This window comes from Streptomyces sp. 150FB, assembly GCF_000818195.1.
In the GTDB taxonomy this organism is placed as follows: Bacteria; Actinomycetota; Actinomycetes; order Streptomycetales; family Streptomycetaceae; genus Streptomyces.
Genome location: NZ_JTHL01000001.1, coordinates 8,605,597 through 8,628,915 on the forward strand (window position 1 = coordinate 8,605,597; position 23,319 = coordinate 8,628,915).

Annotated in this window: 19 protein-coding genes and 1 pseudogene; 13 read left to right on the plus strand and 7 right to left on the minus strand. The window is 69.8% G+C overall.

All coding sequences use genetic code 11. The features are described 5' to 3' along the window. The 3 genes and pseudogenes from QR77_RS36940 to QR77_RS36950 form a co-directional block, all read right to left on the minus strand. A pseudogene (locus QR77_RS36940) lies at positions 1-634 on the minus strand (hypothetical protein); the annotation flags it as partial. Continuing rightward, positions 631-1,662 carry an SPFH domain-containing protein gene (locus QR77_RS36945; RefSeq protein ID WP_040026342.1) on the minus strand — a complete coding sequence of 344 codons (1,032 nt, stop codon included), beginning with the start codon at positions 1,660-1,662 and terminating at the stop codon, positions 631-633. The pseudogene QR77_RS36940 and the gene QR77_RS36945, both read right to left, overlap by 4 nt. 120 nt (positions 1,663-1,782) lie before the next feature. After that, on the minus strand, positions 1,783-2,205 hold the full coding sequence (locus QR77_RS36950; RefSeq protein WP_040026343.1) for a DUF350 domain-containing protein: 423 nt from the start codon (positions 2,203-2,205) through the stop codon (positions 1,783-1,785). 172 nt (positions 2,206-2,377) lie between these two features. Between QR77_RS36950 and QR77_RS36955 the strand changes: the two genes are divergently transcribed. Both QR77_RS36955 and QR77_RS47955 read left to right on the plus strand, forming a co-directional pair. Then, positions 2,378-2,926, plus strand: coding sequence for a DoxX family protein (locus QR77_RS36955; RefSeq protein ID WP_040026344.1), 549 nt, complete (start codon positions 2,378-2,380; stop codon positions 2,924-2,926). Between the two features lie 72 nt (positions 2,927-2,998). Continuing rightward, entirely contained in the window at positions 2,999-3,343 is a 345-nt protein-coding gene (locus QR77_RS47955; protein WP_040026345.1) for a GNAT family N-acetyltransferase, read from the plus strand. Between the two features lie 124 nt (positions 3,344-3,467). Here QR77_RS47955 and QR77_RS36965 read toward each other — a convergent pair whose 3' ends face one another. Continuing rightward, the gene (locus tag QR77_RS36965) at positions 3,468-4,055 is read right to left on the minus strand and encodes a hypothetical protein (protein ID WP_201778858.1); all 588 of its coding nucleotides are present in this window, start codon (positions 4,053-4,055) and stop codon (positions 3,468-3,470) included. A gap of 301 nt (positions 4,056-4,356) precedes the next feature. Between QR77_RS36965 and QR77_RS36970 the strand changes: the two genes are divergently transcribed. The 3 genes from QR77_RS36970 to QR77_RS36980 all read left to right on the plus strand — a co-directional run bounded on the left by QR77_RS36970 (position 4,357) and on the right by QR77_RS36980 (position 8,009). Further along, on the plus strand, positions 4,357-4,869 hold the full coding sequence (locus QR77_RS36970; RefSeq protein ID WP_040026346.1) for an SRPBCC family protein: 513 nt from the start codon (positions 4,357-4,359) through the stop codon (positions 4,867-4,869). Between the two features lie 112 nt (positions 4,870-4,981). Then, entirely contained in the window at positions 4,982-7,288 is a 2,307-nt protein-coding gene (locus tag QR77_RS36975; protein ID WP_040026347.1) for an FdhF/YdeP family oxidoreductase, read from the plus strand. Positions 7,289-7,355: 67 nt separating this feature from the next. After that, on the plus strand, positions 7,356-8,009 hold the full coding sequence (locus tag QR77_RS36980) for a hypothetical protein (protein WP_040026348.1): 654 nt from the start codon (positions 7,356-7,358) through the stop codon (positions 8,007-8,009). A 346-nt stretch (positions 8,010-8,355) separates the two neighbouring features. Here QR77_RS36980 and gndA read toward each other — a convergent pair whose 3' ends face one another. The 3 genes from gndA to QR77_RS36995 all read right to left on the minus strand — a co-directional run bounded on the left by gndA (position 8,356) and on the right by QR77_RS36995 (position 13,372). After that, on the minus strand, positions 8,356-9,798 hold the full coding sequence (gene gndA, locus QR77_RS36985) for an NADP-dependent phosphogluconate dehydrogenase (RefSeq protein ID WP_040026349.1): 1,443 nt from the start codon (positions 9,796-9,798) through the stop codon (positions 8,356-8,358). Between the two features lie 226 nt (positions 9,799-10,024). Next, entirely contained in the window at positions 10,025-11,338 is a 1,314-nt protein-coding gene (locus QR77_RS36990; RefSeq protein WP_040026350.1) for a lipoprotein, read from the minus strand. Positions 11,339-11,413: 75 nt separating this feature from the next. Then, entirely contained in the window at positions 11,414-13,372 is a 1,959-nt protein-coding gene (locus QR77_RS36995) for a transglycosylase domain-containing protein (protein WP_040026351.1), read from the minus strand. 623 nt (positions 13,373-13,995) lie between these two features. On the opposite strand from QR77_RS36995, the gene QR77_RS37000 reads away from it, so the two are divergent. From QR77_RS37000 to QR77_RS37035, 8 genes are all read left to right on the plus strand, one after another. After that, on the plus strand, positions 13,996-15,096 hold the full coding sequence (locus QR77_RS37000; protein WP_040029308.1) for a DUF1996 domain-containing protein: 1,101 nt from the start codon (positions 13,996-13,998) through the stop codon (positions 15,094-15,096). Between the two features lie 97 nt (positions 15,097-15,193). Continuing rightward, complete coding sequence (locus QR77_RS37005) at positions 15,194-16,942, plus strand: discoidin domain-containing protein (protein WP_040026352.1); 1,749 nt, start codon at positions 15,194-15,196, stop codon at positions 16,940-16,942. Between the two features lie 315 nt (positions 16,943-17,257). After that, positions 17,258-18,019, plus strand: coding sequence for a DeoR/GlpR family DNA-binding transcription regulator (locus tag QR77_RS37010; RefSeq protein WP_040026353.1), 762 nt, complete (start codon positions 17,258-17,260; stop codon positions 18,017-18,019). Positions 18,020-18,159: 140 nt separating this feature from the next. Next, on the plus strand, positions 18,160-19,500 hold the full coding sequence (locus QR77_RS37015; protein WP_236710963.1) for a sugar ABC transporter substrate-binding protein: 1,341 nt from the start codon (positions 18,160-18,162) through the stop codon (positions 19,498-19,500). Beyond that, complete coding sequence (locus QR77_RS37020) at positions 19,497-20,480, plus strand: sugar ABC transporter permease (RefSeq protein WP_040026355.1); 984 nt, start codon at positions 19,497-19,499, stop codon at positions 20,478-20,480. Before QR77_RS37015 ends, QR77_RS37020 begins: the two co-directional genes overlap by 4 nt. A 5-nt stretch (positions 20,481-20,485) precedes the next feature. Beyond that, on the plus strand, positions 20,486-21,376 hold the full coding sequence (locus QR77_RS37025; protein ID WP_052489812.1) for a carbohydrate ABC transporter permease: 891 nt from the start codon (positions 20,486-20,488) through the stop codon (positions 21,374-21,376). Then, entirely contained in the window at positions 21,373-22,362 is a 990-nt protein-coding gene (locus QR77_RS37030) for a zinc-dependent alcohol dehydrogenase family protein (protein WP_040026357.1), read from the plus strand. Before QR77_RS37025 ends, QR77_RS37030 begins: the two co-directional genes overlap by 4 nt. Beyond that, positions 22,359-23,285 (plus strand): PfkB family carbohydrate kinase, encoded by a 927-nt coding sequence (locus QR77_RS37035; protein ID WP_040026358.1) that lies wholly within the window; start codon positions 22,359-22,361, stop codon positions 23,283-23,285. Before QR77_RS37030 ends, QR77_RS37035 begins: the two co-directional genes overlap by 4 nt. The last annotated feature ends 34 nt before the right edge of the window (positions 23,286-23,319 follow it).

Consider the following 23,319-nt stretch of genomic DNA (forward strand, 5'->3'; position numbering starts at 1 on the left):
GCAGCGAGCGCAGCCAGCCGGTCGCGCCGGTGCCGGTGCCGACCAGGACGCCGGAGGACGCCTGCGCCTCCGGCGGCGTCGTCCCGTCGTCCGGCCCCAGGCGGTAGCGGGCGCTCCGGTGCCCCGGCCGGCCGAGATAGATCTCGTTGAGGGCCAGCAGCCGCTGCGTGTCGTCGGCCACCGCCTCCACCATCGTCAACTCGTCGGCGTACGCGGCCGGTTCGGTCGCCGCCCGCAGCAACGCCGGTGCGTCGGACGCGCGGTGGCGTACCAGGACACCGGGGTTACGGCCGGGGTCGGCGTCGATCCCCACCACCGGCTGGCCCGCCAGGTACTTGGCCGCGTTGGCGACCAGGCCGTCCTGGCCGACGACGATCACCACGTCCTCGGGGCCGAAGAGGAACCGGTCGAGATCGGCGCGCTCCACCTGGGCCCGCCGCCACCGCAACGGCACGGCGGCGGCCACCTCCGCGAGCGCGCGCCGCTCCCTGTGGTGCCGTTCGGCGACCTCGGCGATGGAACGGCCGCGCGAGGAGAGGTAGAAGGCCGCCTGGCCGTGGGTGCCGTGCCGGGCGAGCAACTCCTCGTACTCACTGGTGCGGTGCACCAGCACCGCGCGCGGTGCCAGGCTCACCGCCCGCCCCCGCCCGCCGGGTTCCCCCGGTCCGCCGCGCCGCCGAGCTTCGCCAGCAGCCCGGTGAGGACGTCGGGGGAGAGGGTGACGCTGTCGATACGGGGGAGGTTCTCGGCGAGCAGGGTGACGGCCAGCGCGTGCAGTGTGGCCGCGTCGGTGTCGCCGTGCACCCGCAGCCAGGCGGACTGGGCGGCGGCGCGTGCCTCGCCACTCTCCCTGGCGGCCTCGGCCCCGGCGCGCGCCAGGCGTACGGTACGCAGCGCCTCGGCCTCGGCCCGTACGGCGTCGGCCGCCGCGTTCTCCTCGGCCTCGCGGCGGGCGTTGGTGCCGTGCTGATCCACCAACTGCTCTTCGCGCCGGGCAAGTTCAATCTTGCTGGCGAGTTCGTTCTCGGCGATGGCGCGCTCGCGCTCCACGGCGACGGCCCGCCGCTCGTAGGTGGCTCGGTCCGCCTCCTGCTGGATCTGCTCGCGCGCCGGGGTGCGCAGGGCGCGCTCCACCTCGGGCTCGGGGCGTACGGCGACCACGCGCACCGCCACCACCTCGATACCGGTCGCCGGCAGCCGGGGCTCGGCGGCGAGTCCGGCGGAGACGCGCTCCCGTACGGCGGCGACGCCGTCGGCGAGGGCCCCGGCCAGCGGGGTCCTGGCGAGCACGTCGAGCGCGTGCTGCTGCGCGGTCTCGGTGAGCAGGGTGGCGAGCTGCTCCAGCGGAGTGCCGCGCCAGACGCCGGTGTCCGGGTCGATGGAGAAGTCGAGACGGCCGGCGGCCGTGGCCGGGTCGCTGATCCGGTACGTCACGGTGGCCTGCACGGTGACGTCCTGGAAGTCGGCCGTACGCGCGTGGAAAGCCATGGCCAACTCGCGGTCGTCGACCGGGACTTCGGAGATCGCGGCAGTCAGCGCGCGGAACCGGAAGCTCAGCCCGGTCCCGTCGTGGACCAGCCGGCCGCGCTTGAGGTGGCGTATGTGGGCGGTGGGCGCTGAGCGCAGATGGCGCCGTCCGAGGCGCCGGGTGATGTCGGCCATGGCGGGATCCCCTCTTTCTCGTCAACGCGACGATATCGAGGGTGACTCGTTATCGTCAAGATGACGAAAGGGGGAATCCAGACGCCAGGGCGAGGTGGTGGCTCGGTGGTGTGGTCGGAGTCAGGCGATGGAGGCCGACACGATCGCCGCCACAGCGATATTGCAGGACGCCGTGATCCATACGGCCGGGTGCGGCTCGGTGTCCACGAGCGTCGCCCCCAGCTTCCCGGGGGTGACCAGGTCCAGCACCAGGAACGCCAGACCCATCATCACCAGGCCCAGCACCCCGAAGGCGGCGGTCGAGGCGAGGCCCTTGCCGAAGTCGTCGTACGTCGTCCAGATCGAGGTGAACACGATGCCGCCGATGCCCAGCAGCGCCGAGCTGAGCAGAACGGCCGCGTTGCGGTTGCGCTCCTCCCAGATCTGCTTGCCGAGCTTCCCCGGGGTCAGCAGGTCCACCAGACCGATGCCGAGAATCAGCAGGATCACACCGAGCACCCCGTAGGTGCCGGCCCGGCCAAGTCCGTTGACTATGTCGCTCATTGAGAAGCCTGTCTCCCCAGCAGAAAGTGATCGCGGTCAAGAGCCGGAAATGTATCGCACGCCCGCCGCGTGGTGACCTGGCGCGTACGGCCCAACAACGCAGCGCCTTCGCGCGCGCGTCCGTCCACAGTGGAGAGATGACCTTCCGTCCCTCGACACACCGGAGCCCGCCATGACCTGTCTGCCCCGACGTGACCTCGGCCTGCTCGCCCTGCGGGTGGGGACCGGCACCGTGCTCGCCGCGCACGGTACCCAGAAACTGTTCGGCTGGTTCGGGGGGCACGGGATCAGCGGAGCCGCGCAGGGGATGGAGGCGATGGGCTTCAGACCGGCCAGGCCGAGCGCCATCGCCTCGGCGATGTGCGAGACGGGCGGCGGGACGCTGCTGGCGCTGGGGCTGGCCACCCCGGCGGCCGGGGCGATCGCCGCGGGAGGCATGGCCGCCGCTGTGTCCGTACACGTCCCCAACGGGTTCTTCAACGAGACGGGCGGCCTGGAACACCCGGGCCTCCTCGGCTGGACCGCGGCCTGCATCGCGCTGATCGGCCCCGGCCGTTACTCGCTCGACCACGTCATGGGCCACTGCCTCAACCGGAGCTGGATGGTCCCCACCGCGCTCGCGGCGAGCGCGCTCGGCGCCTCCGTGGTCATCAGCAAGCGGCTGCGGACGCAGGCGCGGTCCGCGGAGGAGAGCGCGCAGCCGCCAGGGGATGAGGCCTGACGAACCGGGTACGCTCACCGGCGTCCGCCGCCGGGGAGCGGCGGCACCCGACGCCGAAGGGAACACATCACCATGGCGGAGATCGACATCCGCGACAGCCGTGCGAAGGGCCGCCTGGAGGCGTACGAGGACGGCGCGGTCGTCGGCGCCATCGACTACACCGTGCTGGAGGCGGCCCCCGGCGCGCTCATCGCCGTCCACACCGTGGTGGAGGAAGGTCAGGAGGGCAAGGGCATCGCCGGGGCGCTGGTACGGGAGTTCTACGCGATGGCGGGACGCGAGGGCGTCCCCGTCGTCCCGCTCTGCCCGTACGCCGCCAGGTGGGCCCAGCGCCACCCCGACGAGGCGCCGGCCGCGACGCCGGAGACGGTCGCGGCGGCGGAGGAACAGGTGAAGTCCGACCCGCGATTCCGCTGAGCGGGGCGGGCCGGACACCTCGGAACCGGACACCTCGGAACCGGACACCTCGGAACCGGACACCTCGGAACCGGACACCTCGGAACCGGACACCTCGGAACCGGACACCTCGGAACCGGCGGGCTCAGCCGCCCGGGAGTGAGTAACCGGACGTGATGTTCAGCGTGGTGGCGAAGGTCAGATACATCAGCCAGAGACCCGTGGCGATGTGGAAGAGCCCGAGCCCCTTCTCGCCGAGAGCCATGGTCTTCCCGGCGAGCGAGGACGTCCGGCCCCCGATCGGCACACTGGCGAAGAACTCGGCGACATAGACGGCGGTCAGGCCGGCGAAGAGAAGCCCGACGGGCCAGGCGCCCACGCCGAAGAATACGACCATGCCCAGCACCGAAATGATGACGAAGGCGACCGACATGCCGCCGTTGGGTCGCGCGTCGGACTGCCGGTAGCGGTTCCAGCCCAGCGCGAACCAGTGAATTCCATAGACGCTGAAGGCGAGAGCCGCCATGAAAAGCGCCTTGTCCTGGAATACCTGGAACCAGGTGAGTCCGACGAAGAGATAGACCCCGGCGAGCAGTTGGCACAGGCCGGGCATGAAGATGCCCCACACGCCCGTCGACCGGTCGACAGCGGCGTCCCGCCGCGGGGCGTGGAAGAGTTCCTGCGGGCCGTAGATCAGGTATCCCGTGCCGAGACCGAAGAATCCGAGCACCACGGGCACGAATGTCGATGCGGGAAAGATCAATGCGAATTTGCCCGGGTCCATAGAGCGCAACCTCCGACGAAGGAGACGCCGACCCGCCCCGAGGGCGTCGGCGTCGGATGTGATCCCGCATTAAACCAATAACGGGCATGGTCCGTGCCCTGACACGCCGCAGCGGAATGCGGGCCCTCCGGTCGAATTGTGTCCCGGTGTGATTTATAGTCCGGTGCGCGGTATTCTTGTGTTCTGGAACATGGGGAATCCTGCCGTGAATCGATCGGTCGGACGGGGGCGCGCAGAGAGTGGGAAAGCCATGAGCAGCATCGAATACGCGGCCGATGTCGACGTCCCGGTCCGTACGGCCTACAACCAGTGGACGCAGTTCGAGAGCTTCCCGCGTTTCATGCCGGGCGTGCTGCGGGTCGACCGGAAGCAGTCCGCCCTCACCCACTGGGTGGCGAAGTGCTGGGGAACGACTCGCGAGTTCGACGCGGAGATCGTCGTGCAGTGTCCCGACAAGAAGGTCACCTGGCGCTCGCTCGCCAGGCCGCTGCACACGGGCACGGTGACGTTCGACTCCCTGGGCGCCGACCAGTGCCGGGTCACCCTGCGGATCGACTTCGTACCGACCGGAATGGCGGAGCGGATCGGCGACCGGCTGGGGATGATCCACCGGCGGGTGCACGCCGACATGGACGGCTTCAAGGAGTACATCGAGCGGCAGGGCGCCGAGACCGGCGGCTGGCGGGGCGAGATCGACGGGAGCCACGTACGGCCCAACTCCGGTCAGGACCGTCCCCATGTGCCGTCCTGGCCGACGGGCTGAGGCTGCCACTCGGCGCGCCCCCTGACGCCTCCCTGGTGCGGTCGCTCGATCGCGAAACTGTGGTTGTATGCGTAGATTTGTGCGCATTCGACTGAAGCGAGGTTGGTTCGGGATGCAGAAGCCACCGACGCAGGAGCAGGAGCAGGACCCGGGCGGCGAACACGCGGAGATCACCACGCCCAAGACCTGGGCGGCAGGGGTGCCCGCCGTCGAGCACGCGATGACGTACTCGCTGTCCCAGACAACGGTCCGGCGCACCGGGCTGACCCTGCTGAACATGAACCAGACCAAGGGCTTCGACTGTCCGGGCTGCGCGTGGCCCGACCCGGAACCCGGACACCGCCACAAGAACGAGTACTGCGAGAACGGCGCCAAGCACGTCAACGACGAGGCGACGTCCCGCCGGATCGACGCGGACTTCTTCCGGCGGTACTCGGTCACCGAACTCGGCCGCGCCTCCGACCTGTGGCTCAACCAGCAGGGCCGGCTCACCGAGCCCATGCTGAAACGGGCCGGCTCCGACCACTACGAACCGATCAACTGGAGCGACGCGCTCGGCCTGATCGCGGACGAGCTGCGGGGCCTGGACTCACCCGACGAAGCGGTCTTCTACACCTCCGGACGGGCGGGCAACGAACCCGCCTTCGTCCTCCAGCTCTTCGCGCGCCTCCTGGGCACCAACAACCTGCCGGACTGCTCCAACATGTGCCACGAGTCCAGCGGAGCCGCGCTGCACGAGACGCTGGGCGTCGGCAAGGGCGATGTGAGCCTGCTGGACATCTACCACGCCGACCTGATCCTCACCCTCGGCCAGAACCCGGGCAGCAACCACCCCCGGATGCTCTCGGCGCTGGAGGAGAACAAGCGCAGGGGCGGTCGCATCGTCGCGGTGAACCCGCTGCCCGAGGCGGGCCTCATGCGGTTCAAGAACCCGCAGAAGCCCCGCGGCGTGATCGGCGGCGGCACCCCGCTCGCCGACCAGTACCTCCAGGTCAGGCTCGGCGGCGACCTCGCCCTCTTCCAGGCGCTGAACCTGCTCCTGCTGGAGGCCGAGGAAGCGGCGCCCGGCACCGTACTCAACCGGCCCTTCATCGACGCCCACACCAGCGGGTTCGAGGAGTTCGCCGACCACATCCGGAGCAGCGTCTCCTGGCCGGAGGTGCTCGCGGCCACCGGCCTGACCCGCCAGGAGATCGAGAGCGTCCGGGACCTCGTACTCGACAGCAAGCGCGTCATCGTCTGCTGGGCGATGGGACTGACCCAGCACAAGCACGCCGTGCCCACCATCCGCGAGATCGTCAACTTCCTTCTGCTGCGCGGCAACATCGGAAAGCCGGGGGCCGGCGCCTGCCCGGTGCGCGGGCACAGCAACGTCCAGGGCGACCGGACCATGGGCATCTGGGAGCAGATGCCCCAGCAGTTCATGGACGCGCTCGGCAAGGAGTTCGGCTTCACCCCTCCGGCGAAGCACGGCTACGACACGGTGGACGCCATCAGGGCCATGCGGGACGGCCAGGTGAAGGTCTTCCTCGGTCTCGCCGGCAACTTCGTACGGGCCACACCGGACAGCGAGGTCACCGAGCAGGCGATGCGCCGCTGCCGGCTCACCGTGCACATCTCGACCAAGCTGAACCGCTCGCACGCCGTCTGCGGCGACACCGCGCTGATCCTCCCCACCCTCGGCCGCACCGAGAAGGACATGCAGGCAGGCGGGGAGCAGTTCGTCACCGTCGAGGACTCGATGAGCCAGGTGCACGCCTCCCACGGGCGCCTCGAACCGGCGTCGAACCACCTGCTCAGCGAGGTCGCGATCCTCAGCAGGCTCGGCCGGCGGACTCTTGGCGATTCGGCCGCTGTGCCCTGGGAGCAGTTCGAGGCGGACTACGGGACCATCAGGGACCGGATCGCCCGCGTCGTACCCGGATTCGAGAACTTCAACGCCCGGGCGGTACGGCCGGGCGGCTTCGGGCTCCAGAACCCGGTGAACGAGGGGGTCTTCCGGACCGCCAGCGGCAAGGCGACCTTCAGCAGCAACGCGTTCCAGTCGCTGCCCGCGCCCGAGGGGCACCTCATCCTCCAGACACTGCGCTCCCACGACCAGTGGAACACCATCCCGTACACCACCAACGACCGCTACCGGGGAGTCCACGGCTCCCGCCGGATCGTCATGGTCAACCCGGACGACCTGACGGCGCTCGGACTGCCCGACGGCGCCAAGGTCGACGTGGTGAGCGTGTGGCGGGACGGCGTGGAGCGCCGTGCCGAGGACTTCCGGGTGGTCGGCTACCCGACGGCGCGCGGCTGCGCCGCCGCCTACTACCCGGAGGCCAACGTCCTGGTCCCGCTGGACAGCGTGGCCGAGACCAGCAACACGCCGACGTCGAAGGGCGTCCTGGTGCGGCTGGAACCGCGGATCTGAGCCGGGACGGTTCAGGTTCCGCGACGGCACAGGTCTCCTTGGACGGCGGGCTTTAGGCTCGGGGACCATGCTGGCGCTGCTCCACACCTCTCCGGTCCATGTGCCCGTCTTCGACGCGCTGCGGGACGCCGACCACCCCGGTCTCGCCCTGCGCCACCTCGTCCACGAGGACCTGCTCGTACGGGCCAGGTCCGGCGGGCCGGGATCCGTGGCCGCCGACGTCGGCGCCGTGCTCACCGAGGCCGCCGTCGGGGGCGCCGCCGCCGTGCTCTGCACCTGCTCGACGATCGGCGCCGTCGCCGAGCGGGCCGGGAAGGCCGTCGGGATACCGGTGCTGAGGGTGGACCGTCCGATGGCGGCCGTCGCTGCGAAGGCCCGTACGGTCGTGGTCGTCGCCGCCCTGAAGAGCACGCTGGAGCCGACGGTCGCGCTGATCCGCGAGGAGGCGGCCGGCCGCGCGCCCCGTATACGTACGGTGCTGGCCGACGGCGCCTGGGAGCGGTTCGAGGCCGGCGACCGGGCCGGCTACCTGGCCGCGGTGGTGGCCCGCGTCGACACCGTGACCGGGGCCGATGTGATCGTGCTGGCCCAGGCGTCCATGGCGGATGCCGCCGGGCCGACCGCGCACGGTGTGCCCGTGCTCTCCAGCCCCCGCCCGGGCCTCAGCGCGGCGGCGGCCGTCGCCCTGGCAGGCGGGCTCGGGGGCGACGGCCGATCATGAGTGGATCCGGATCGCGTGGGCACGCGCACCGGGAGAGAGTGGAAACGTACGACGCCGTACCACTGGAGGTCTCAGGCATGACCAGTCCGCAGCCCGACCCCGTACCGCCGGCGCCCATCCCGAGCCCGGGACCGCCGGCCCCCGAGCCCGGTCCGCTGCCGGGGCCCGGGCCTGTGCCCTCGCCGCCCCCGGGACCGGCACCGGACCCGATCCCGCAACCGCCGGGCCCCAACCCCGACCCCGTACCGGAGCCGGAGCCCGCACCCGGGCCGGTCGGCTGACCGGTCGGTCACGCGCCGACCGGCCGCCGGATGTCGGTGCGCTTCGGCGCCCGGTGACCTGACCGTCAGTCGGTCGCGACCTCGGACCGGTCGCCGCCCCACAGGGTGTGGAACGAACCCTCGCGGTCGGTACGCCGGTAGGTGTGCGCGCCGAAGTAGTCGCGCTGACCCTGGGTCAGCGCGGCCGGCAGCCGCTCGGCGCGCAGCGCGTCGTAGTACGACAGCGCGGCGGCGAAGCCCGGCGTCGGGACGCCCTGGTGCACGGCGGCGGCGACCACCGCGCGCCAGTCGTTCTGCGCCGCGCCGATCTCCTCCGCGAACTGCTTGTCGGAGAGCAGGCTCGGCAGGTCGCTCCGCGCGTCGAACGCCGCACGGATCCGGTCGAGGAACGCCGCCCTGATGATGCAGCCGGCCCGCCAGATGGCGGCGACCGAACCGAGGTCGATGTTCCAGCCGTACTCCTCGCTGCCCGCCTGGATCTGGTGGAAGCCCTGGGTGTACGACACGATCTTGGACGCGTACAGCGCCTGCTCGACCTGGTCGGCGAAGCGCGCGGCGTCCGCCTCGCCCAGCGGTGCCGCGTTCGGCCCCGGCAGGTCGCGCGACGCCTCGCGCAGCCCGGCGTGGCCGGAGAGCGAGCGGGCGAAGACCGCCTCGGCGATCCCGGAGACCGGCACACCGAGGTCGAGGGCGATCTGTACGGTCCAGCGACCGGTGCCCTTCTGCTCGGCCTGGTCGGTGACGATGTCGACGAAGGGCTTCCCGGTCGCCTCATCCGTATGGGCGAGCACCTGGGCGGTGATCTCGATCAGGTACGAGTCGAGCCGGCCGGTGTTCCACGTCTTGAACGTCTCGGCGATCTTCGCGGGGGAGTACCCGGCGACCGAACGGAGCAGGTGGTAGGCCTCGGCGATGAGCTGCATATCGGCGTACTCGATGCCGTTGTGCACCATCTTCACGAAGTGACCTGCGCCGTCCGGGCCGATGTGCGCCACCGTGCGCGCGCCGTCCGGGGCCTTCGCCGCGATCTTCTCCAGCAGCGGACCGAGCGACGCGTACGACTCGGTCGAGCCGCCCGGCATGATGCTCGGACCGTGCAGCGCGCCCTCCTCGCCGCCCGAGATTCCCACGCCGACGAAGTGGATGCCGCGCTCGCGCAGCTCCTTCTCGCGGCGCCGGGTGTCGGCGAAGTGCGCGTTGCCGCCGTCGATGATGACGTCGCCCTCTTCGAGCAGCGGCGCGAACTCCTTGATCACCGCGTCCGTCGGATCGCCCGCCTTCACCATGATGACCAGACGACGGGGGCGCTCCAGCGCCGCCACGAAGTCCTCGGCGCTCTCGGCGGGGACGAAGGTGCCCTCGTCGCCGAACTCCTCCACCAGTGAGCGGGTCTTCGCCGCCGTGCGGTTGTGCACCGCCACGGTGAGACCGTTCCGGGCGAAGTTCCGGGCGAGATTGCGGCCCATCACCGCGAGCCCTGTGACGCCGATCTGGGCAGTACCACTCATGCGTGTGCTCCTGGATGTTCCGTATGTACGTCGGATGTGGCTCTGTCATGCTCTACCGCTTCCGCGCGCCCGGGGCGCCCCTCTCACGGGGACACCTGCCCGGCCGCGCGGCCGTTCATCAATCGTCAAGCCGCCCGGGGCATTCCGCATTCCGGGCTTGTGGCATCGTGCCGTGTTCCCGGCGCGAGCGCGAGGTGCCGGGCCGGACAGCTGTCGGACCGGACAGCTATCGGATCAGCGACTTCCAGGCAGGCACCTGCGCCGGGTCCAGATTCCGTAGCTGCGCGAGCACGGCCGGATCCTGTACGTCCAGCCAGTCGGCCAGTTCGCGGAAGGACACGCAGCGCACGCCCTCGCGCGGGCAGACGTCCCGCATGACGTCCTCGACGGCGTCCATGTAGATGCCGCCGTTCCAGTCCTCGAAGTGGTTCCCGATGAACATCGGCGCACGGTTTCCGTTGTAGACCCGTTCGAAACCGTTGAGATAGGCGTCCTTGGCCTGTTCGCGCCAGGTCGCCCACTGGGACTGGTCACCCTGCGTCTCGCCGCCGGTCTGGTTGTACAGGAAGTTGAAGTCCATGGAGAGCGCCTGGAACTTGCCGCCCGGATAGGGCAGTAGCTGAAGGGGGAAGTCCCAGACCCCGTTCTTCTTGGCCGGCCAGATCTGGAAATCCCCGGCCGAGCTGGCGTCGTAACGCCAGCCGAACTGCCCCAGCGCGGGGAGCAGCGTCTTCTGCCCCTCCAGGCAGGGCGCGCGGCCGCCCGTGATCTCCCGGTCCGGGTCGAAGGGCAGCGGCGGGATGTCCTTGAACCCGGTGTTGGTCTTCCAGTTCTTGATGAACGACAGGGTCTGGTTGATCTCGCTCGTCCACTCGGCGGAACTCCAGTCACCGCCGCCCTTGGCGCCGCAGAAGTGCCCGTTGAAGTGCGAGCCGATCTCGTCGCCGTCGGCCCAGGCCTTCCGGAGCTGTTCGAGCGTCATCTTGATGTGCTCGTCGGTCGGGTACGAGATGGCCGAGTCGCCGGCGGAGTGCTGCGGCGGCTTGTAGAGCTTCCTCTTGTCCTCGGGAAGCAGGTAGATGCCGGTGAGGAAGAACGTCATCTGCGCGTTGCTCTCCTTCGCCACCTCGCGGAAGCGGGAGAAGAGATGGTCGTCGCTCTCCAGGGCGCCGTCCCAGGAGAAGACGACGAACTGGGGTGGTTTCTCACCCGGTTTGAGCTTTACGGGCTTCAACTGCTTCGGCTGCGGGCCCGTGTAGGACGTGGATCCGTCCCCCAGGACCTTCACCTTCCCGTCCCAGTCCGCGTCCTCGTTCTTCTTCCCCGAGGCCCCCGCACCCGCACCCGCCCCTGCCGGGGGCCCGGTTCTGGGCGCCGTACTCGCGTGTGCCGCGTCCGGAGACGGCGCGGAGCCGTCCGCGTCGCCGCCGGCCAGCGGTACGGCGACCGCCGCCGCCGTGAGGGCCAGGGCCGCCCCCACAGCGACCCGTATCCGGGTGGAGGGCAGGGAGAAGCGCGCGGTGCGCGGTGTGCGGGGCATACGGAGGTCGCTTCCTGGGAGGGCAGGGGTGCGCGCCGGGGTGGCGTCACATCGGATAAGAGATGTGGCGGGCCGTCACGGTTGCTTCGTGGCCACCGACTTCAGGTAATCGGACCAGATCCGGAACGGATAGGTCAGGTCCGCGTGGGCGTCGCCGCCGACGCCGGTGAGCGGCAGGGGCTTCAGATCCTTCAGGTCCATGCGGTAGACGACGACGGCCGTGGCGGCTCCCGCGTCGTAGCCGGTGAACCAGCCCGCCGTGTGGTCCTCGGTGGTGCCGATCTTGCCGGCGACGGACGCGCCCAGCCCCGGACCCGCCGCCGGGCTCTGCTCCCGCAGGGCTCCCCGGAGCGCGTCGGTGACCTGGGAGCTGACGGTGGTGCTGAAGACCCGTTCCCGGTCGGGCGGGTCCAGCCGTAGGGCGTCGCCGTTGCGCGTGGCGCGTGCGACGGAGTACGGCTCCGTGTGCACACCGCCGGCCGCGAACGTCCCGTACGCACCGGCCATCCGCAGCGCGCTCGGTGTGGAGTTGCCCAGCGAGAAGGCCGGCACGCGTGGTCCGAAGCTGGAGGTGAGAAGCCCGGCGTCCTTGGCGGCGCGGCTCACCCTGTCGTAGCCGACATCCGTACCGAGCTGCATGAACGGTGAGTTGACCGAGTGGACCATGGCGTCGTGCAGGCTGATCTGCCCCCACGACCGGCCGCCGTCGTTCTGCCCCTTGACGACCTTGCCGTTGCGGTCCCAGTACGGGCCCTCGGGGGTCTGTACGGGGATGTTGTCGTCCCCGTTGTAGACGGTCTCCGGGGAGACGGGGGTACGCGGGCGGCCCCGCGCGCGCAGCACCCCGTCGCGCAGCGCCGCCGCGTATACGAAGGGGGTGAACGACGAACCCGCCGGGATGGTGATCGAGTTGGACTCGTTGAACCCCTGGGTGGCGAAGTCGGGGCCGCCGTACACCGCGAGTATGCGTCCGTCGGGCGCGACCGAGGCGGCGCCGGTGCGCGCGAAGCGGTCGGTGTCGCGGTGGTGCGGGTCGAAGTCCTCCCGCACGGCCTCCACCGACTTGGCGAGCGCCTTGGTGCGCGGCTTGTCGAAGGTGGTGTGGATCTCGTACCCACCGAGGTCGAAGGCCGCGTCCGAGATGTGCGCGGACTTCTGGAAGTACGTCTTCGCGAGGTCGGCCAGATAGCCGGGCTGCCCGCTCGCCGACGAGGTCCTGGGCGGTGCCTTCGGCTCCGGGAAGACCTTGTAGGTGGCGCGCTCCGCCGGGGTCAGGGCGCCGGTGGTGACCATCCGGTCGAGGATCCAGTTCCACCGGTCGACCGCGCGCTTGTGGGTCTTGGGGCTGATCGCCGGGTCGTACAGCGAGGCGCCCTTGAGGAGGGAGGCGAGGAACGCGGCCTCGCTCACGTTCAGTTGGCCGACCTCCTTGCCGTAATAGGCCTGGGAGGCGCGCTGGATGCCGTACGTGCCACGGCCGAACCAGCTCGTGTTGAGGTAGCCCTCAAGGATCTTGTCCTTGCTGAGCCGGTTGTCGACCTTGACGGCGAGGAGCAGCTCGTCGAACTTCCGGCCCACGGTCTGGTCCTGGTCGAGATAGGCGTTCTTGACGTACTGCTGGGTGATGGTGGAGCCGCCCTGGGTGTCACCCCCGGTGGCCATCCGCAGCACCGCGCGGCCCATGCCGGTGACGGAGACACCGGGATCGGAGTAGAAGTTCGCGTTCTCCGCCGCCAGCACGGCCTGCCGGACGGGCCCGGGGATCTTCGCGAGCGGCATCTCCTGGCGGTTGACCCAGCCGCTGCGCGCCAGCTCCGAGCCGTCCGACCAGTAGTAGACGTTGTCCTGCTGGGTCGCGAAGGAGTTGAGGTGCTCGGGTATGTCCGTCCGGATGTAGGAGTACGTCACGAACGCCGTGAGCCCGGCGGCGCAGACCAGCAGCAGCGTGAGACTCTGCCGCCACGAAGGCACCCACCGGCGGAACCCGGAGCGCGCCGAGCGCGGATAGTTGGGGCGTACGTCTGCCGGGCGCACCGCTCGTACCGCGCGCACCGCCGAGGAGAGCCGCGTATGGAACGCCGCGCGCGAGGGACGACCCACCCGCCACCACCGCCGCGTCACGCCCCGTCACCCCCGCCTCGGACACCACCCCCCGGGGATCTGGGACACACCTCCCGATCGGCCGACGAGATGCGACAGGTGTGGCGGAGTGTGTACGGCATACCGGATGGATTCCTAACGAACGAATGCGGCCGGGGCGGCTGGACCGGGGTGGGAGGCGGTGGGGCGCGACCACAGAAGATGGGGGGATCCGGTGATGATCATAGTGCGGGTCCCATACGGAAGCTGTTAACTCCCGCCACACGCGCCCGAGTTCGACGCGTGCGTGGCCGGAAGATCAACGGGGGTCCGGTGCCGGTGTTCCTGCCCGGCACAGCCGCTTCGGCCGCCGGGGATCGTTCACGGACTATTGACACCCTCTCAGCGTCGGCGTAACACTGGCACGGCTTTGGAGAGCGCTCTCCCATAGTGATCCCGGCGGTTTCCGGCTCCTTCGCCGGGCCGGGGAGGGGGCTCTCCGCGGTGCACCGTCCAGTTCCACTCTCCCCCCGGCGCACACCTGGCGTGTGCGGACGAAGAGCGGCATGGAGGTCCGCATGGCGAAAAGATTCCGCAGTTCCATCCTGGTGTCCGCGTTGTTCGTCGCGACAGCTCTGGCCCTGGTGGCCTTCGGGCTCGCGGGTGTTCCGGACACCGCGACGGCGACCGAGCGGGCGGCGGCAGCGGCGCCGGCCGCGCCCGGTCATATGGGGCACATCATGCCCCCGGCCGTGCCCGTGGCGTTCGGCGACGACCCCGACGGCGACGGGTACATCCCGGCGAACCCGCCCGTCACCGGCGTCGTGCCGTCGGCCGAGATCCCCCCGCACCGCTACTTCCACGAGTTCCAGGCGAACTGTTCGGTCGACCACACGGCGCCCGACGACCCGATCGTCTTCCCAGGACAGGCGGGCGCTTCGCACAACCACACGTTCATGGGGAACAAGACCACCAACGCGTCGAGCACCAGCTCCACGCTGAACGGTGGCGCCACCACCTGCAAGGCGCCCGGTGACGCGTCCGCCTACTGGATGCCGACCCTCTACAACGGCAACACCGAGATCCGCCCCCTCGGACCGCAGACCATCTACTACAAGTCCGGTGTGACGGACTACAGGAGTGTCCGGCCCTTCCCCAAGGGGCTGCGCTTCGTCGTCGGCAGCCCCATGCAGTCGGCCGCCGAGTTCCGCAACCACCGCGGCTGGGTGGAGGGCTGGGAGTGCGGTGAGAGCTACGGCAACACCGAATTCCCCGCCTCCTGCCCGACCGGCCAGGACGTGCAGCTCAACCTCCGCTTCCAGGCGCCCAGTTGCTGGGACGGAAAGAACCTCGACACACCGAACCACCAGGCACACATGGCCTATCCGGGGGTCCAGGGCGCGAACCAGGACGTCTGCCCCGCCGACCACCCGGTCGCGCTGCCGATGATCGAGTTCAAGATGGCCTGGCCCGTCCACGGCGACATGTCGCAGGTCAGGCTGGCCAGTGGGGCCGGACACACGTTCCACTACGACTTCTTCAACGCGTGGGACGACGCGACGCTGGGCGCACTGGTGCAGCACTGCGTCGTCGAGGGCCTCCAGTGTGACGCCCGCGGCTACGACCAGTCCCACCCCGAGGCCGGCGCCGCACTGAACGCCAACTACGAACTGCCCTGACCCCGGACGCGCGATTCCCTCGTGGGCGCACCGCGCCCACGAGGGAGAGCGCTCTCCCATCGACCCGCCCCCCACTCGTGAGGAGAACACCACCCCCATGTACCGACCAGCATGGAGAAACCGGCCGACGGCCGTATCTCTCGCAGTCGCAGGCCTGCTCGCCGCCTGCGCCGTCGCGCTGCCCGCCCCGGCGGCCCACGCGGCCGGGAGCGTCGTCAAGGTCACCGGAAGCCAGGGCAACTGGCAGTTGTCCGTCGACGGAGCCCCCTACCAGGTCAAGGGCCTGACCTGGGGGCCCGCCGTCGCGGACGCCGCCCGGTACATGCCCGATGTCAAGTCGATGGGCGCCAACACCGTACGGACGTGGGGCACCGACGCCACCAGCAAGCCGCTCTTCGACGCGGCGGCCGCCAACGGCGTCAAGGTCATCGCGGGCTTCTGGCTCCAGCCCGGCGGCGGCCCCGGCAGCGGCGGCTGCACCAACTACCTCACCGACACCACGTACAAGAACGACATGCTCGCCGAGTTCCCCAAGTGGGTCGACACCTACAAGGACAACCCCGGTGTGCTGATGTGGAACGTCGGCAACGAGTCCGTGCTCGGACTCCAGAACTGCTACAGCGGAACCGCGCTGGAACAGCAGCGCGACGCGTACACCACCTTCGTCAACGAGATCGCGAAGAAAATCCACGCCGTCGACCCCAACCACCCCGTGACCTCCACGGACGCCTGGACCGGGGCCTGGCCGTACTACAAGCGCAACGCGCCCGACCTCGACCTCTACGCCGTGAACTCCTACGGCGACGTCTGCAACATCAAACAGGCCTGGCAGAGCGGCGGTTACACCAAGCCCTACATCGTCACCGAGGGCGGACCCGCCGGTGAGTGGGAGGTCGCGAACGACGCCAACGGCGTGCCGGACGAGCCGGCCGACACCGCGAAGGCCGCCGGCTACACCAAGGCGTGGGGGTGCATCACGGGACACACGGGTGTCGCACTCGGCGCGACACTCTTCCACTACGGCACCGAGTACGACTTCGGCGGCGTCTGGTTCAACCTGCTCCCGGCCGGCCAGAAGCGCCTCTCGTACTACGCGGTCAAGAAGGCGTACGGCGGTGACACCTCCCGCGACAACACACCGCCGGTGATCTCCTCGATGTCCGTCGACGGCGCGGGCGCGGTCCCGGCCGGGCGTGACTTCACCGTACGCACCTCGGTCAGCGACCCGAACGGCGACCCGCTCTCCTACCAGGTACTGGTAGGCAGCAAATACCTGGACAACTCAAGCCAGTTGACGGACGCGCACTTCACCGACCAGGGCAACGGCACCTTCAAGGTGACCGCCCCCGACCGGCTCGGAGTGTGGAAGGTCTACGTCAAGGCCTCCGACGGCAAGGGCAACGTCGGCATCGAGACCAAGTCGTTCAAGGTGGTGCCGCCGCCCGTCGAGGGCACCAACGTCGCCCGCGGCAAGGCGGCCACAGCCTCCACCTCGCAGCCCACCGGCACCGGCTGCCCCTGCACGGCGGGCAACGCCTTCGACGGCTCGCTCGACACCCGCTGGGCGAGCGACTGGAGCGACAACCAGTGGATCCAGGTCGACCTGGGCACCAAGACCTCGTTCCGCCATGTACAGCTCGCCTGGGGGGCCGCGTACGCCAAGGGCTACACACTCCAGACCTCCGACAACGGCCAGAACTGGACCACCCTGAACACGGTCACCGACGGCAACGGCGGGATCGATGACCTCGCGGTCACCGGAAGCGCCCGTTATCTGCGGGTGAACGCGACCGTACGGGGCACACCCTGGGGCTTCTCGCTCTACGAATTCGGCGTCTACAGCTGATCGTTCGGCGCTGAGAGGACCGGCGGCGGCCCGCGGACATCCGTGGGCCGCCGCCGCCATGTCCGCTCCGTTTCACGGAACTGCACGTACCGCTTCGGGCTCCGTTCGGGCAGACGTGCCCGCCGAAACGGGCAGTGACCTGTCCCTCACGTACCCGCCGTACCGGCATGACCTGCGGTGACGGTCTTGGCAAAGCGGGCATGACCGGGCACAGTCGGTGGGGCCAGGAGCCTGGTGGCAGTGGGTCTCTTGCTTGTACAAACGACGCATGAGCCCGAACGGGTGCTCAGCCGCAGTGGAGCAGGGAAGTATGTCGTGGACACCGACGAACGCCGACGAGAAATCCTGGAGATCGCCCGACGTGACGGGGCGGTGGACGTCACCGCGCTGTCCGAGAGACTCGGCGTCGCCAAGGAGACCGTACGGCGGGACCTGCACACACTGGAGGAGCACGGCCTGGTACGGCGGACACACGGCGGCGCCTACCCGGTCGAGAGCGCGGGCTTTGAGACCACCCTCGCGGTACGGACCACCCGTCTCGTACCCCAGAAGTCACGGATCGCGGCAGCCGCCGCCGATCTCCTCGGCGACGCGGAAACGGTGTTCGTCGACGAGGGCTTCACCCCCCAACTGGTCGCCGAGGCGCTGCCCCGGGACCGCTCCCTGACCGTGGTCACGGCCTCCCTCGCCGTGGCGACAGCGCTCGCCGACGCGGAGAAGATCGCCGTACTGCTCCTCGGCGGCCGGGTGCGCGGCTCCACCATGGCCACGGTCGACCACTGGACCACCCGCATGCTCTCGGAGTTCGTCATCGACCTCGCGTACGTGGGGGCCAACGGCATCTCCCGTGAATACGGCCTGACCACCCCGGATCCGGCCGTGAGCGAGGTGAAGGCGCAGGCCATGCGCAGTGCGCGCCGCAGGGTCTTCGCCGGCATCCACACCAAGTTCGGCGCTGTGAGCTTCTGCCGCTTCGCCGAGGTCGGCGACTTCGCGACCATCGTCACCGACGCGGGCCTGCCCTCGGCCGAAGCGCAGCGGTACTCCCTCCTCGGACCGCAGGTCATCCGCGTCTGAACCCGGACCACCCACCTTTCCTTTCGTGCTCATCGACCTCCCCGGGACGGCGGGAAGGCCGGGCCGGCACGTCGTGAAGAACCCCTCAGCACCAATTGATCAGGAGAAATCTCATGCCTCTTCAGCCACGACGACGTGGAATGTATGTGCGTGTGGGCGCGGGCGCCGCACTGACGGCGCTGCTCGCGGGATGCAGCGGCGCCGGCGGCGGTGCCACCGACGCGGGCGGGGGCGGTGCCACCCTCAACGTGCTCATGGTCAACAACCCCCAGATGGTCGAGTTGCAGAAGCTCACCAAGGACAACTTCACGAAGCAGACCGGCATCAAGGTCAACTTCACCGTCCTGGCCGAGAACGACGCCCGCGACAAGTTCACCCAGGACTTCTCCAACCAGGCCGGCCAGTACGACATCGCCACCATCAGCAACTTCGAGGTGCCGTTCTACGCCAAGAACGGCTGGCTCCAGCCGCTCGACTCGTACGTCACCAAGGACAAGGCGTTCAACCAGAGCGACATCCTCAAGCCCGTCCAGGAGTCCCTCACCGCCGCCGACGGCAAGCTGTACGCCGAGCCGTTCTACGGTGAGTCGTCCTTCCTCATGTACCGCAAGGACATCTTCGCCGCCAAGCACCTGACGATGCCCGCCAAGCCCACCTGGCAGCAGGTCGCCGACCTCGCGGCCAAGACGGACGACCCGTCGGCCAAGATGAAGGGCATCTGCCTGCGCGGCCAGCCCGGCTGGGGCGAGGTCATCGCACCGCTGACCACCGTCGTCAACACGATGGGCGGCACCTGGTTCGACAAGGACTGGAACGCCAAGCTGACCTCCCCGGAGTTCAAGAAGGCCACCCAGCTCTACGTCGACACCGTCCGCAAGCACGGCGAGTCCGGCGCCGCCCAGTCCGGCTTCGCCGAGTGCCTGAACGACATGACCCAGGGCAAGACCGCCATGTGGTACGACGCCACCTCCGGCGCCGGATCCCTCGAAGCGGCCGGCTCCCCGGTCAAGGGCAAGATCGGCTACGTCCCCGCGCCCGTCGACAAGACGGACAGCTCCGGCTGGCTCTACACCTGGGCGTTCGGCGTGCAGAAGGCCACCACCAAGGCCGACGACGCCTGGAAGTTCGTCTCCTGGGCGTCCAGCCAGAAGTACGAGGAGCTCGTCGGCAAGAAGATCGGCTGGCCCAACGTGCCCGCCGGCAAGCGCGCCTCGACGTACAGCAACCCGGACTACCTGAAGGACGCCTCCGCCTTCGCGAGCGTCACCCAGCAGGCCATCTCCAGCGCCAACCCGAAGAACCCGGGCGTCCAGCCGAGGCCCACGGCCGGCATCCAGTTCGTCGACATCCCTGAGTTCATCGACCTCGGCACCAAGGTCTCGCAGGAGATCAGCTCCGCCATCGCGGGCAAGCAGACGGTCGACCAGGCGCTCAAGACCTCGCAGGCGCTCGCCGAGAAGGTCGGCAAGGAGCAGAAGTGAGCACATCCGTCAGCACACCGTCACTGTCCCCGGCCGGTGCGTCGCCCCCCACGGCGTCACGACACACCGGCCGGGGGCCGTCCCGCCGGGCCCGCGCCTGGGCCACCCGGGCCCCCCTCCTGCCCGCCCTGATCTTCCTGATCGCGGTGACGCAACTCCCGTTCGTGGCGACGCTGTTCATCTCGGTCTTCGACTGGAACTCACTCGCACCCGACAAGCGCGCCTTCTCCGGCCTCTCCAACTACGGTGAGGTGTTCAGCGACGCCGACCTGCGCGGCTCGGTGTTCACCACGATCCTGCTCACCGTGACCGTGGTCGTCGTCAGCGTGATCCTCGGACTGCTCCTCGCCCTGCTGCTCGACCGCAAGTTCATGGGCCGGGGCCTGGTCCGTACGCTGCTCATCACGCCGTTCCTGCTGGTGCCGGTCTCCGCGGCGCTGCTCTGGAAGCACGTCCTGTTCAACCCGGAGTACGGCCTGCTGAACGGCGCCTGGTCGTGGGTCGCCGGACTCTTCGGCGACAGCAGCCCTTCCCAGCCCGACTGGATCTCCAGCTCCCCGCTGATCTCCGTCGAGGTGGCGCTGATCTGGCAGTGGACCCCCTTCATGATGCTCATCCTGCTCGCCGGACTCCAGAGCCGGCCGCTGGACATCACGGAGGCGGCGCGGCTGGACGGCGCCAGCACCTGGCAGATGTTCCGCTTCCTGACGCTGCCGCACCTGCGCCGCTACCTGGAACTGGGCACCCTGCTCGGCTCGATCTACATCGTGCAGAACTTCGACGCGGTGTTCACCATCACCGCGGGAGGACTCGGCACCGCCAACCTCCCGTACACCATCTACACCACCTTCTACCAGGCTCACGAATACGGACTGGCGTCCGCCGCCGGAGTCGTCGTCGTGATCGGCACCATTGTGATCGCGACCTTCGCCCTGCGTGTGGTCTCGTCGCTCTTCAGTGAGGAGGCGAACCGCGCGTGAGTACCCTGACCGCCCCCGGCACCCGCACCGCCGCGGGCTCCCGGAGCCACACGTACGCACCCGCCGAACGCAAGGCCAGGCGGCGCTCCGCCGCCTTCGGCCTGCTCGCCTGGATCGTCGGCATCGTCTTCTGCGTGCCGGCCCTGTGGATGCTGCTCACCTCCTTCCACTCCGAGACGGACGCGGCGACCAACCCGCCGTCCATCGGCGCCCCGCTCACCCTCGCCGGCTACAAGGTGTTCTTCGGCGCCGGCGGCGGGCAGTCCCCGTGGCCCTCGCTGATCAACTCCCTGACCGCCTCGGTCGTCTCCACCCTGTTCGTCCTCGTCCTCGCCCTGCCGGCGGCGTACGCGCTGTCCATCAAGCGGGTGGAGAAGTGGACGGACGTGATGTTCTTCTTCCTCTCCACGAAGATGCTGCCGGTCGTCGCGGGACTCCTGCCGATCTACCTCTTCGCGAAGAACACCGGCATGCTGGACAACATCTGGCTGCTCGTCATCCTCTACACCTCGATGAACCTGCCGATCGCGGTATGGATGATGCAGTCCTTCCTGGCCGACGTGCCGGTCTCCATCATCGAGGCCGCACAGGTCGACGGCGCCAGGCTGGCGACCGTACTGACGCGTGTGGTGGCGCCGATCGCCGCACCCGGCATCGCGGCCACCTCGCTGATCTGTTTCATCTTCAGTTGGAACGAACTGCTCTTCTCGCGGGTACTCACCGGCGTACGGGCGCAGACCGCGCCCGTCTTCCTGACCGGCTTCGTGACCAGCCAGGGACTCTTCCTGGCCCAACTGTGCGCGGCCTCGGTCGTCGTGTCCCTGCCGGTGCTCGCCGCGGGTTTCGCCGCCCAGGACAAGCTTGTCCAGGGCCTTTCTCTTGGAGCTGTGAAATGAGGGCCGCTATCGTCGAGTCCGTCGGCAAGGTGTCAGTGACGACGGTTCCCGACCCGACCCCGGGCCCACGGGACGTCGTCGTACGGGTCGCCGCCTGCGGACTGTGCGGTACCGATCTGCACATCCTGCAGGGCGAGTTCGCGCCCACCCTGCCGATCATCCCCGGCCACGAGTTCGCCGGGGAGATCGTCGGACTCGGCACCGACGTCACCGAACTGGTCGTCGGCGACCTGGTCGCCGTTGACCCCTCGCTGTACTGCCACGAGTGCCACTACTGCCGCATCGGGCGCGGCAACCTGTGCGAGCGGTGGAACGCCATCGGCGTCAGCAAGCCGGGCGGCGCAGCGGAGTACGCGGTCGCGCCCGTCGCGAACTGCGTCAAGCTGCCCGAGCACATCGACGTCAGGGACGCGGCGCTCATCGAGCCGCTGTCCTGCGCCGTACGCGGCTACGACGTGCTCAGCAGCACGCTCGGCGCCCAGGTGCTGATCTACGGGTCCGGCACCATGGGCCTGATGATGCTGGAGCTGGCCAAGCGCACCGGCGCCGCCGGCGTCGACATCCTCGACATCAACCCGGAGCGGCTCAAGACCGCCGACCGGCTGGGCGTCTCTCGCTCGGCGGGCTCCGCCGACGAACTCGACACGGTCCGGGGCTGGGACGTCGTCATCGACGCCACCGGCAACGCCAAGGCCATTCAGGACGGACTCGGCCGGGTCGCCAAGGGCGGTACGTTCCTTCAGTTCGGCGTCGCCGACTACGCGACGACCGCGGTCATCGAGCCGTACAAGATCTACAACCAGGAGATCACCATCACCGGCTCGATGGCGGTGCTGCACAGCTACGAGCGCGCCGCGGCGCTCTTCGCCACCGGTGTGCTCGATCCCTCGGTCTTCATCAGCGACCGGATGCCGCTGGAGCAGTACCCCGAGGCGCTGGCGAAGTTCAAGGCGGGACAGGGCCGCAAGATCGTGGTCGAGCCGTGACCGAGGGCCCCGGCGCCGTCCTGGTGATGGGGGAGGCTCTCATCGACCTCGTGCCGTCGGCGTTGGACCCGCTCGCGCACCTGGCACAGCCGGGCGGCGCGCCGGCCAATGTCGCGGTCGGGCTCGCCAAGCTGGGCACGCCCAGTTGGTACGCCGGGGCCCTCGGCGGTGACGGCTTCGCCCGTACGATCGAGGAGCGGCTGCTGGGCGCGGGCGCCGAACTCGGCCTGTGCGCACGCTCCCCGCTGCCCACGGCGCTCGCGGTCGCCGACCCGGGCCCGGAAGGGACCGCGTACCACTTCCACCTCGCGGACACGGCCACCTTCCAACTGGAGGACCGCAGCGCCGAGGTGGGCCGCTTCGGCGCGGTGTACGCGGGCGGCCTCGCCGCCGTCGTCGACCCGTCCGCCGAAGCGGTCGCCGCCACGGCGCGCGCCGCCGCCGGGCGGTCGGTCCTGGTGGTGGACCCCAATGTCCGCGACGACCGCACGCTCGACCCGGAGCAGGGCGCACGGCGGCTGCGGGAGCTGTGTTCCCTCGCGCAGGTCGTCAAGGCCAGCGACGAGGACCTGACCCGGCTCTGGCCGGACGCCGACCCCGAGGACACCTGCCGCGCGCTCGCCCGGGAGGGCAGGCTCGTGGTACTCACCCGGGGCGCACGCGGCAGTACGGCCTACACCGGGTCGGCCGAGCCGGTGTCCGTGCCGGCGGCGCGCGTGCGGGTCGTCAACACCATCGGCGCCGGCGACGCGTTCATGGCGGGCATGCTGACCTGGCTAACCAGGGAAGAGGCGTTCCGCGACGGAGGCGCCGCCGCGCTGCCGAGGGCCGGCGCCGAGGCGATGCTCCGCTTCGCGTCGGCGGTGGCGGCCTCGGTCGTCGCCCAGTCGGGCACCGAACCCTCGATGCCCGTCGACGCCTGAAGCACCGCCCCGTACGGGAGCCGCCGCCCTTCTC